This is a genomic window from Clostridium gelidum, from assembly GCF_019977655.1.
Classification (GTDB): Bacteria; Bacillota; Clostridia; order Clostridiales; family Clostridiaceae; genus Clostridium; species Clostridium gelidum.
The window spans coordinates 3,911,625-3,923,574 of sequence record NZ_AP024849.1 but is presented as its reverse complement, the minus strand read 5'-3'; the positions used below and the strand labels follow the sequence as shown (position 1 = coordinate 3,923,574).

12 protein-coding genes are annotated in these 11,950 nt (G+C 31.1%); 11 read left to right on the top strand and 1 reads right to left on the bottom strand.

What is annotated here, in order from left to right; genetic code table 11:
- Positions 1-41 precede the first annotated feature (41 nt).
- Positions 42-545 carry an RrF2 family transcriptional regulator gene (locus tag psyc5s11_RS18055; protein ID WP_224033872.1) on the top strand — a complete coding sequence of 168 codons (504 nt, stop codon included), beginning with the start codon at positions 42-44 and terminating at the stop codon, positions 543-545.
- Between the two features lie 285 nt (positions 546-830).
- Here the strand turns inward: psyc5s11_RS18055 and psyc5s11_RS18050 are convergent, their stop codons facing one another.
- The gene (locus psyc5s11_RS18050; RefSeq protein ID WP_224033871.1) at positions 831-1,853 is read right to left on the bottom strand and encodes a spermine/spermidine synthase domain-containing protein; all 1,023 of its coding nucleotides are present in this window, start codon (positions 1,851-1,853) and stop codon (positions 831-833) included.
- 277 nt (positions 1,854-2,130) lie between these two features.
- Here psyc5s11_RS18050 and psyc5s11_RS18045 point away from each other — a divergent pair, with 277 nt between their 5' ends.
- The 10 genes from psyc5s11_RS18045 to psyc5s11_RS18000 all read left to right on the top strand — a co-directional run bounded on the left by psyc5s11_RS18045 (position 2,131) and on the right by psyc5s11_RS18000 (position 11,883).
- Entirely contained in the window at positions 2,131-2,457 is a 327-nt protein-coding gene (locus psyc5s11_RS18045) for an ATPase (protein WP_224033870.1), read from the top strand.
- Entirely contained in the window at positions 2,444-4,396 is a 1,953-nt protein-coding gene (locus psyc5s11_RS18040; protein WP_224033869.1) for a V-type ATP synthase subunit I, read from the top strand. Before psyc5s11_RS18045 ends, psyc5s11_RS18040 begins: the two co-directional genes overlap by 14 nt.
- A gap of 13 nt (positions 4,397-4,409) precedes the next feature.
- Complete coding sequence (locus psyc5s11_RS18035; RefSeq protein WP_224033868.1) at positions 4,410-4,898, top strand: V-type ATP synthase subunit K; 489 nt, start codon at positions 4,410-4,412, stop codon at positions 4,896-4,898.
- Positions 4,899-4,982: 84 nt separating this feature from the next.
- The gene (locus psyc5s11_RS18030; protein ID WP_224033867.1) at positions 4,983-5,573 is read left to right on the top strand and encodes a V-type ATP synthase subunit E; all 591 of its coding nucleotides are present in this window, start codon (positions 4,983-4,985) and stop codon (positions 5,571-5,573) included.
- 12 nt (positions 5,574-5,585) lie between these two features.
- Complete coding sequence (locus tag psyc5s11_RS18025) at positions 5,586-6,587, top strand: V-type ATP synthase subunit C (RefSeq protein WP_224033866.1); 1,002 nt, start codon at positions 5,586-5,588, stop codon at positions 6,585-6,587.
- Positions 6,580-6,891, top strand: a complete 312-nt coding sequence (locus tag psyc5s11_RS18020; RefSeq protein ID WP_224033865.1) for a V-type ATP synthase subunit F — start codon at positions 6,580-6,582, stop codon at positions 6,889-6,891. Before psyc5s11_RS18025 ends, psyc5s11_RS18020 begins: the two co-directional genes overlap by 8 nt.
- 18 nt (positions 6,892-6,909) lie before the next feature.
- Positions 6,910-8,688, top strand: a complete 1,779-nt coding sequence (locus psyc5s11_RS18015; RefSeq protein WP_224033864.1) for a V-type ATP synthase subunit A — start codon at positions 6,910-6,912, stop codon at positions 8,686-8,688.
- A complete protein-coding gene (locus tag psyc5s11_RS18010) occupies positions 8,681-10,060 on the top strand; it encodes a V-type ATP synthase subunit B (protein WP_224033863.1) in 1,380 nt (459 codons plus the stop codon). Before psyc5s11_RS18015 ends, psyc5s11_RS18010 begins: the two co-directional genes overlap by 8 nt.
- Before the next feature lie 3 nt (positions 10,061-10,063).
- On the top strand, positions 10,064-10,705 hold the full coding sequence (locus tag psyc5s11_RS18005; protein ID WP_224033862.1) for a V-type ATP synthase subunit D: 642 nt from the start codon (positions 10,064-10,066) through the stop codon (positions 10,703-10,705).
- A 209-nt stretch (positions 10,706-10,914) separates the two neighbouring features.
- Positions 10,915-11,883 (top strand): MraY family glycosyltransferase, encoded by a 969-nt coding sequence (locus psyc5s11_RS18000; RefSeq protein WP_224033861.1) that lies wholly within the window; start codon positions 10,915-10,917, stop codon positions 11,881-11,883.
- Positions 11,884-11,950 lie beyond the last annotated feature (67 nt).

The window sequence follows — 11,950 nt, the reverse complement described above, 5'->3', positions numbered from 1 at the left end:
TTATGTGGAAAGATTATCTTGTTACAAGGAGGTTGATTGTATTGCAATTTTCCATAGGAGTAGAGTATGCATTACATTGTTTATTATATATGGTGGATATTCCATCAGGAAAGGCTGTTGGAATTAAAGATTTAGCTGCATTTCAAGGAGTTTCAGAAACTTATTTATCAAAAGTATATACAAAATTAAGGAAAGCAGAGATTGTGAAGTCAATTCCAGGTGTTAATGGGGGATATGAGTTAGCACGTCTTCCTAAAAACATAACATTTTGGGATATAGTCGAGGCAGTAGAGGGGACGACCCCGTTATTTCAATGTGCAGAGATTAGGCAAAAAGAGATATTATTAGATAAAAATAACTTACCTGATACATATACAAAATGTCCTTGCTTAATAAAAGTTGTAATGTTAGAAGCGGAAGACCAGATGAGACAGTATTTGAATAATAAGACTTTAGGATGGCTACATGAACAAGTTAGTAATAAGATTCCCAAAGAGCATGGAAAAGCAACAATTGAATGGTTCAATAATATTAAATTACGATAAATTTAAGATGCTTAAGGTATTTGATAGCAGGACTTCCAGGAGAAGATTATGAATATTTAAAGAAGTCCTTTAATGAAGTTTTAATAAGACTCTGTTAGACAAAATGTTGATATGGGTATCTATATTTATATAAACAACTTTCTTTATTTGTGCATTAGTAGAATTTTGTGAATTATGCGTAATTGCAGAAAATTAACACCCTGGCATATAAATATTAATGGCCAAGGTGTTTTTTTCACAGGATAAGGAGTTCTAAGTGCTAAAGAACTGAGAACCCTCTTTATTCTATTGTCCGAGTATCTCTCTCAAAACATCTTTATCATGTATGAGATTAAGCAATTCATCTTCCGTTCTTATGACGTCATTTCTTGTTTTGAAGTACCTGTTTACTTTTTTTGCGAATTTCTTAGAATCTACGTCAATGGAAGAGATAAAATCGATTATGTCTTTGCCTTCATACACGGTATAAAGGTATGGGGCTATAATGTATTTAAGGTCGTAGAGCATGGAGTCTTCTATCCAAAAGTCCATATGAGGGAAGTTTATCTTCTTCTCCATAAGTTTTGTGTAAAATTCTAAACCATCTTCAGTAGATTCCCAAAAGTCCACATACACATAATCGAACTGGTTCAGGAACTCTTCATTGTAGTAGTCAAAAGCATTGCCATGAATGACTTCAAGTTTCTTATCAGTTTTAAACTGCGGTCTGATGTACTTTTCAAACAAATCGATGACGTCCTGGTTTAATTCAACTATGGTTACACTTTCTACCTCGTCTTTTAGTAGCCAAAGATATGGGAGGACACCGATGCCAAGTCCCATAGTCATACATTTCCCATGCCCTTTTTCAATTCCATCTCCCATGCTTTCTATTTCACTGATGGCAGGGGACATCCATACTTTATTACTGCCTTCTTTTAGGACTGGCAAATCAATGTCTGTGTCAAAGTATCCGATGGGATGTTGGTGGAACAGGTATTTTCCCATGGGTTTATGGAAGTTCATAGGAATTAAAGTTCTTTTCTTAATGGTGGCTTTCTCATACCTGACGGTCTCGGAATACACGCTGTCAAGTTTGATTTCCTTATAATACGGATTCTCAGTTAGGATTTTCAAATCGTATTTCAACCCATCATAAGGAACATGGTATTTTTTTAGTATTTTTATCAGTTCTTTTTCTTTCTGCGGAGTAAGAACCTTCTCCGTATAATCAAGAATAGATGTGATGTAGTCATTCACATCCACCATGGATAGTATAAGATTCTTCATTGCTATATCTAGTTCTGTATTTCTTTCAAATTTAATCATGTATTACCTCGAATCTACGTAAATTATAATAAATACGTTTATTTTTGATAATACCATAATTTCCACAATTTTTACAAGTATCAATTATTGCCCAAAAGTTATATTCTTGACTGAATAGTTACTAAAATAAATCGATTTTCATCTTAAGGTTTAAAATATTGAAAAAAATAGTAGAAAAGTGTATAATAAAGTCTATGACGTAATTAATACTATATAAAGCATTGATTACTTTTATTTTTACAATTATATGACTGAGACATAAACGGGAGGTGATATTTTGGCATTAGAAGCAATAAAAGAAATTAAAAATTCTGAAACTAAGGCTGAAGAAATTGTTAAAAGTGCAACTTCAGAGGCAAAAGATATTGTTCAAAAAGCTATAGAAAAATCGCAGAATCAGTATGATGATGTTATGCTTAAGGCAAAAGATAAAGCAAATGAGATTATTAATGAAGCTATTGATAACGGTAAAACGTCAGCCGGCAATATTTTAGAAAAAGGCAAAAAAGAATGTGAAGATATACTCAATGTAGCTGTAGATAAAAAAAATGATGCTGTTAAATTAGTGGCTGAGAGGATAGTGAAAATTCATGGCAATAGTTAAAATGAATAAATTCACTTTGTTAGCCTTTGAATCAAAGAAAGATGAACTACTTGGGGCTCTGCAAGCATTTTCAAATGCTGAGTTTATTAATCTACAAGATGAAAAGCTACTAGAAAATAATGATGTTCTTAGAAATTTAAATATGGATCAAGTTGACTCTGATATAGCAAAGTGGGAAGATCAATTATCAAAAGTTAAATTTACAATGCAGTTTTTGGAGAAATATGTGCCTAAAAAATCATTAATAAAGTCTTTATGTCAAGAAAAGCTTTCTTTAACTATGCCAGAACTTGAAACTAAAGCTTTAGGCAGCAACTGGAAAGAAATATATGAAGAAGTAAAACAAAAAGATGATGAACTAGTAGCACTAGAAAATGAAGAGACAAAATTAAAAGGGAGTGTTCAAAGTTTAAAGCCCTATGAAGCTTTTGATTCACCTTTAGGAGTTTTGAAAGATTTAGATAAAACTTCTTATTTTTTGGGAAGTGTTGAAACTAAATATGAAGAAACACTTAACATAGAATTAAATGATTGTTATTTAGAAATAGTATCTAAAGATGATCAGGATACATATTTTTTTATGTTAACTAATAAAGATAATGAAAAAGTAGTAGAAGATGCACTTAAAAGAATTGGATTTACTCCTTTTAAGTTTGAAGAAGAAGAAACACCTTTAAAGTTAATTTATGATTATAATGAAAGAATTTCGCTAATTGATGCAAATAAATTTATATTAAAAGAAAAACTAGCTGGGTTTGAGGAACAATTAAAAATTATTCATTTAGTTTATGAATATTATAACAATTTAGTTTCTAGAAAGACTATTAGTAGTAACTTCTTGAAAACAGAAAGTACTTCTGTTATACAAGGTTGGGTACCAATTAATCAAAATCAAAAATTTACTACAATAGCTAAAGACGTATTAGGTGATGATTATTATTTAAATTTTGAAGATGTAAAAGAAGAAGAAATTGACCAGGTTCCTATATTGCTAGAAAATAATGATTTAAATGAATCATTTGAGGCTGTAACAGGAATGTATAGCTTACCTAAGTATAACGATATAGATCCAACGCCACTTGTTACACCGTTTTACTTGATATTCTTTGGAATGATGGTTGCAGATGCAGGCTATGGATTATTAATGTTAATAGGAACTCTTTTAGCACTTAAATTCTTCCATTTCGATGATGCAATGAAGAAAATGGTTAAATTTTTCATGTACTTGAGTTTTCCTACCATTTTATTTGGTTTAATGTATGGATCAGTCTTTGGTAATTTGATTAAATTCAAAGGCTTAATTGATACAGGAAAAGATTTTATGACCATATTAGTATTGTCACTTGTATTTGGAGTTATACAAATATTTTTTGGACTCGGAATAAAAGCGTACGTATTAATTAAGGTGGGTAAACCATTAGAAGCACTTATGGATGTAGGATCTTGGGCTATAACTTTATTGTCTCTCGGTGGAATTGGGGCAGGATCAATGCTAAATATTCCAATACTCAAAACAATATGTATTATTGGAGCAATAATAGGTGCAGTACTTATAGTAGTTACTCAAGGAAGAGCTGCAGAATCAATAGGCGGTAAAATAGGTCAAGGACTCTATGAACTATATGGAATTACAAGTTATTTAGGTGATTTAGTATCATATACAAGACTTATGGCCATAGGTTTATCAGGAGGTTCTATAGCGGGTGCCATTAATATGATTATAAAAATGGTTCCAGGGCCAATTGGAATATTTATTATAGGACCATTATTATTTATAATATTCCAAACTGTAAATTTATTATTATCATTATTAAGTGGATATGTTCATACACTTAGACTTACTTATGTTGAATACTTTTCAAAGTTTTATGATGGTGGGGGAAGAGCATTTAAACCATTTGAAACAACAAACAAATATATTAATTTAAAAAGAGATTAGGAGGAAATTAAAAATGGAAATGAGTTTAATTCAGTTTCTTATGGACAATAACGGAGGATTTATTTTAGGGGCATTAGGGGTAGCGTTAGCTGTTGGAATGTCAGGTATAGGATCAGCTAAAGGTGTTGGTATAGCAGGTGAGGCTGCTGCTGGATTATTATGTGAGCAACCAGAAAAATTTGGTAAAGCATTAATTCTTCAATTATTACCAGGTACACAAGGTCTTTATGGATTTGTTATAGGATTACTTGTATTTTTTAAATTAAGTCCAGAAACAACAGTTGCCCAAGGTATGTATTTATTATTTGCATGTATGCCAATAGCTATAGCAGGATTATGGTCAGGAATTGCTCAAGGTAAAGTATCTGCAGCTGGTATGCAAATATTAGCAAAAAAACCAGAACACACAACTAAGGGACTTGTTCTTGCAGCAATGGTTGAAACATATGCACTACTTGGATTCGTTGTATCATTCTTATTAGTAAATGGTGTATTTAAATAAGGTATATTAAAAAATAGTGAGTCAAAGATGCGATGTATATTTTGCGAATATTTTAAATATGCCTAAGATTAGGATGTGAATATAATGTCTAACATAAATAATTTAACTTCTAAAATAATAAAAGATGCAGAAGACAAAAAAGAAGTTATAATACAAACAGCTGAAAAGGAAAAAAATAGAATACTTAGCAAGAAACAAGTAGAAGCTAGCACTGCTGAAAAGATTATTATAGAAAAAGCTGAAAGAGAAGCTGTTTCAAGAAAAGAAAGAATAATTTCAGGTGCAAAATTGCAAGCAAGAAATGAAAAACTAGAAGCAAAGCAAGAAGTTATAAGAGAAATTTTTGAAAGCAGTATAGAAACTCTTTGTAATTTGTCAAAAGATGATTTTAAAGAATTTGTTAAAGAATCAATATTAAATAGTGATATTGTAGGAGAACAAAATATAATTTTAAATGATTCTAGTAAGAAAATTATTAATAAAACTTTCTTAGCTGTAATAAATAAGGAACTTGGAGCAAAGGCAAGTGTAATTCTAAGTGAAGAAACTAGAAATTTCAAAGGTGGATTTATATTAGAGAAAGATGGCATAGAAATAAATAATACTTTTGAAGCTTTAGTTAATTCATTAAAGGATGATTTAAGCATCGATGTAGCAATCATGCTGTTTAATTAAGGAGGCTAACTAATGGATAAAATGATATTTAGTCAAGTTATACCAAGAATTAGAGTATATGAGACAAAACTCCTTGATAAATCAAAAATTGACAGAATGATTGATTCAAATTCTGCAGATGAAGCTTTAAAAGTGCTTCAAGAAACAGAGTATGGAATTTTTTTGAGCAATGTTAAAAGAGCACAGGATTATGAAATAGTATTAAGTGAAGAATTGAAAAGATTGTTTAATGTAATGTATGACATAAGTCCAATAAAAGCTCTTGTTGACTTAATGAGTATTAAGTATGATTATCAAAACATAAAAGTAATTTTAAAAGGTATGTTTCTTAAAAAAGATTTATCTTATTTGCTAATTCCTGTTGGATCTATTGAAGTTTCAAAATTAAAGAACTCAATAGAAAATGATGATATGGGAGATTTACCTTTAGTTATGAGAGCAGCTATTGAAAAAGCTACATATGAATTTGAAAATACTAAAGATCCTCAAATGATTGATATTATTTTAGATAAATATATGTTTAAAGCAATAATACAAATTAAGAATGAAATAAAAGATGCTTTTATTGATAAATATGTAGTAGCACTTATTGACTCTACAAATTTAAAAACTCTTTTAAGAGTAAAAAAGCAAAATAAAGGTAGAAATTTTTTTGCATTAGTTATTATTGAAGGTGGATCTATAGATAAAGATAAACTTTTAGGTATGCTAAATGATTCGGTTCAAAATATATCTACTAAACTTGCCTCTAGTGATTATGCTGAGTTTGTAAAAAATGGTATTGAGTATTATACACAAACAAGTTCAGTAAGTTTGCTTGAAAAATTAGTTGATAATTATATAATGGATATGATGAAAAATGCAAAAATCATACCTTTTGGTGTTGAACCGATTCTTGCTTATATTTATGCTAAAGAAACAGAACTAAAAATCATAAGAATTATAATGGTTGGCAAACTCAATAATATTTCTAGTGAAGTAGTAAGAGAAAGGTTGCGTGAGAGTTATGTCTAAGAAGATAGGTGTAGTTGGAGATAGAGACTCGGTTTTAGCATTTAAAGCTTTAGGAATAGATGTGTTCCCAGTAAGAGAATTTGATGAAGCTAAAAGAACTGTTGATAAATTAGCTATGGATGATTATGCAGTTATCTTTGTAACTGAACATGTAGCTCAAGGTATACAAGAAACCATTGAAAGATATACTAGAAAAATGCTTCCTGCCATAATATTAATTCCGAGCAATCAAGGAACATTAAATATAGGGATGCAAAAAATTAGTGATAACGTAGAAAAAGCTGTAGGTGTTAATATTTTATAGAAAGGTGGGGTTGAAAAGTTGAAGACTGGAAAGATAATTAAAGTTTCAGGGCCTTTAGTAGTTGCTGAAGGTATGGATGAAGCTAATATATATGACGTTTGTAAGGTTGGACAAAATGGACTTATCGGGGAAATCATTGAAATGAGAGGCGATAAAGCATCGATTCAAGTATATGAAGAAACATCAGGCGTAGGACCTGGAGATCCAGTTGTAACTACTGGAGAACCACTAAGCGTTGAACTTGGACCAGGACTTATTGAATCAATGTTTGATGGAATACAAAGACCATTAGATGCATTTATGGAGGCAGCTCAGTCTAATTTCTTAAAAAAGGGTATCTCAGTTCCATCGTTAAATAGAATTAAAAAATGGAAGTTTAATCCTACTGTAAAAGTTGGAGACGAAGTTGTAGCTGGAGATGTTATTGGAACAGTTCAAGAAACGGCTGTTGTTTTGCAAAAGATAATGGTACCAATAGGTATTTTTGGTAATATTAAGGAAATCAAAGACGGCGAGTTTACAGTTACTGAAACTATTTGTGTTGTTGAAACTACAAATGGTGATAGAGAAGTAACTTTAATGCAAAAATGGCCAGTAAGAAAAGGTAGACCATATGCTTCAAAAATGAATCCGGTTGAACCAATGCTTACAGGACAAAGGGTTATAGATACTTTCTTCCCTGTTGCAAAAGGTGGAGCAGCTGCAATTCCAGGTCCATTTGGAGCTGGTAAAACAGTTACTCAACATCAAATTGCTAAATGGGGAGACGCTGAAATAGTTGTTTATGTTGGTTGCGGAGAACGTGGTAATGAAATGACTGACGTTTTAAATGAGTTTCCGGAATTAATTGATCCGAAAACTGGTGAAAGCTTAATGAAAAGAACTGTTCTTATAGCTAATACTTCAAATATGCCAGTTGCAGCTAGAGAAGCTTCAATATATACAGGTATTACAATAGCTGAATACTTCAGAGATATGGGATATTCAGTATCAATTATGGCAGACTCAACTTCAAGATGGGCAGAAGCTTTAAGAGAAATGTCTGGTAGACTTGAAGAAATGCCTGGTGATGAAGGATATCCAGCTTATCTTGGATCAAGAATTGCTGAATATTATGAAAGAGCTGGATTGGTTGAGTGTTTAGGTAATGATAATCGAATTGGATCAATTACAGCAATTGGTGCGGTATCACCTCCAGGAGGAGATATTTCAGAACCAGTTTCACAATCTACCTTAAGAATTGTTAAAGTATTCTGGGGATTAGATGCTAACCTTGCTTATCAAAGACATTTTCCAGCAATTAATTGGTTGAGTTCATATTCATTATATGCAGATACTGTTGATAAGTGGATGAATAAAAATGTTCATGAAGACTTTGGTAGCTTAAGATTAGAGGCTATGACTTTACTTCAAGAAGAGGCTAGTCTTCAAGAAATAGTAAGACTTGTTGGTGTTGATTCACTTTCTGAAAAGGATAGATTAAAACTTGATGTTGCTAAGTCAATAAGAGAGGATTATTTGCAACAAAACAGTTTCAATGAAGTTGATACTTATACTTCATTAAATAAACAATATAAGATGTTAAAGCTTATTATGGAATATAAAAGAAAAGCGCAAATCGCTCTTGAAGCTGGGGTTTATTTAAATGATATTTTATCTCTTGAAGATTTAAAAGATAGAATTGCAAGAAGTAAATACATACATGAAAATGATTTGGATAAGATTGATCAAATTTCTGCAGATTTAAAAGCTGCAATTGATGAATTAATAAACAAAGGAGGGGTAGCAAATGATTAAGGAATATAAAACAGTTACTGAAGTTGTTGGCCCTTTGATGATTGTTGAAGGTGTTGAAGGCGTTAAATATGATGAGCTAGTGGAAATAGAATTACAAACTGGTGAAATGCGGCGAGGAAAGGTTCTTGAAATTAATGGATCAAAAGCAATGGTTCAAATTTTTGAAGGATCTACTGGTATAAACTTAAAAGGAACTAAAGTTAAATTTTTAGGTAAGCCACTTGAAATTGGTGTATCAGAAGATATGTTAGGTAGAGTTTTTGATGGTATGGGTAGACCTAAGGACAATGGTCCAAATATAATACCTGAAAAAAGATTAGATATAAATGGTGAAGCTATTAATCCAGTGGCTAGAGATTATCCATCAGAATTTATTCAAACAGGTGTTTCTGCTATTGATGGACTTAATACATTAGTTAGAGGGCAAAAGTTACCTATTTTTTCAGGATCAGGACTTCCACATGCTTATCTTGCAGCACAAATTGCAAAACAAGCAAAAGTTTTAAACTCAGATTCTAAGTTTGCAGTTGTATTCGCAGCTATAGGTATAACTTTCGAAGAAGCACAATTTTTCGTAGATGAATTTAAGGAAACAGGCGCTATTGATAGATCAGTTTTGTTTATGAATCTTGCATCTGACCCAGCTATTGAAAGAATAGCTACTCCAAGAATGGCACTTACAACAGCTGAATATTTAGCTTATGAACTTGGAATGCACGTACTTGTTATAATGACTGATATTACAAACTATGCAGAAGCATTAAGAGAAATTTCAGCAGCAAGAAAAGAAGTTCCAGGAAGACGTGGATACCCAGGATATTTATATACTGACCTTTCTACATTATATGAAAGAGCAGGAAGAATAAAAGGAAAACTAGGTTCAATCACTCAAATCCCAATACTTACAATGCCAGAAGATGATAAAACTCATCCAATTCCAGATTTAACTGGATATATTACAGAAGGTCAAATTATCCTTTCAAGAGAATTATATAAGAAGGGTATAATGCCTCCTATAGATGTGTTGCCATCACTTTCAAGACTTAAAGATAAAGGTATTGGAAAGGGAAAGACTAGAGAAGATCATGCAGATACTATGAATCAATTATTTGCATCATATTCTCAAGGTAAGCAAGCAAAAGAATTATCAGCAATCTTAGGGGAATCAGCGCTGTCAGATACTGATAAAAAATTAGCTAAATTTGCAGAAGCTTTTGAAACAGAATATATATCACAAGGCTTTAATACAAATAGAACAATCGAAGAAACTCTAGACTTAGGATGGAAATTATTAAAGATGATTCCAAAATCTGAGCTTAAGAGAATTAGAGATGAATATCTTGAGAAATATATGCCAAGAGAGGAAGAATAGTCTATGGCAAAGCTAAACGTCAATCCTACTAGAATGGAACTCTCTAAATTAAAAAAGACATTAGTTACATCAACTAGAAGTCATAAGCTTTTAAAAGATAAGCAAGATGAGTTAATGAGGCAATTTATTAATCTTGTCAAACATAATAATAACCTTAGAAAAGAAGTGGAAGAAAAGCTAGAAGGCTCACTTAAAGATTTTGTTATGGCAAGAGCTGTAATGAGCTTTGAATTCTTAGAAGAAGCAATTGTTTATCCTAAAGAACACATTACAGTTGATGTTAAAGAAAAAAATATAATGAGTGTATCTGTTCCTGTAATGAACTTCAAAAGGCAACTTGAAGGAGATGAAGGAAGCATATATCCTTACGGATTTGCAAATACTTCTTCAGAACTTGACGATACACTTTCAAAACTATATGGAATACTTCCACAGCTTCTAGAACTTGCAGAAGTAGAAAAATCTTGTCAGCTTATGGCTGATGAAATTGAGAAGACTAGAAGACGAGTTAACGCTCTTGAATATAGAACAATTCCAGATCTTGAGGAAACTATAAAGTATATTAGAATGAGATTAGATGAAAATGAAAGAGCTTCTATAACTAGATTAATGAAAGTTAAGAGTATGATTGAACAAAGAGGATAATCATCACTCAGAAGTTGCTCCAAAATGATTTTTTAAAAGTCATTTTGGGAGCGACTTTTTTATGTTTAAGGTGAAATATTCTATTTAAACCTTAATAATTTTGTAATTGATATAAAATATTTTTAATAGTATAATCAAATAGGTAGTAAAATGAAGTGGAAGACTTGGATATAATTTACTGCCATAGACTTAACTAAGGAGTAATACAGATGAATTATATATTAGCAATGGTAGTTTCACTTTTAGCATCATTAATTACCATGCCTTTTCTTATGAAAATATCTGATAAATTGCAATTTACAGATAAGCCTAATAAAAGAAAACAACATAAAAAGCCAACACCTTTGTGTGGTGGAATAGCTTTATATATAGGCTTTTTTGTTTCCTATTTTATATTTGCAAAAGTTGAGTTAATGCAACAACTGACTGTGTTTGTAGCATCGACAATGATAGTTTTAATTGGACTAATAGATGACTGGTACAAGACAAAGGGAAAAGAGTTTCCTATATTCCCAAGACTAGTTATTCAATTGTTAGCAGCAATTTTAGTTTTTAAAGCAAATTTTATTTTTTCGGGATTTACCAATCCATTTACAGGTGAACTTATTAGATTAAATGAGACAATACAATTTGGGCTTACAATAACTTGGATATTTGGAGTGACAACTGTAATAAATTGGTCTGATGGAATGGATGGATTAGCAGGAGGATTATCTTTAATATCTGCTATAACATTTTTTGCAGCAGCAATAATATTAAACCAAACTGAATCAACACAATTTGAATCAGCAGTAGTATCCATAATATTAGTTGGAGCTATTTTAGGATTTTTATACTATAATAAATTTCCGGCAAGGGTATTTATGGGAGATTCGGGAGCAAACTTTTTAGGATTCATTTTAAGTATTACAGCATTAGATGGAGCATTTAAGTCGGCAACTGTAATGAGTCTTTTCATACCAATATTAGCATTGGCAGTGCCAATATTTGATAACTTGTTTGTCATTTTTAAAAGATTTTCAGAAGGAAAACCAGTATATCAAGCAGATAGAAGTCAAATACATTTTAGATTAGAGAAAAAAGGATTTACGACTGTGCAAGTTGTAAATTACATAATGTTAATGAGTTTTACTTTTAGTGCTATTTCTATAATTTTATTATTAGTAAAAACACGATAAAAAAGTAAATTTGTATTTTAAACATTTGCAAATGCTTTACAAACAAAATTTTATAATATATAATAAT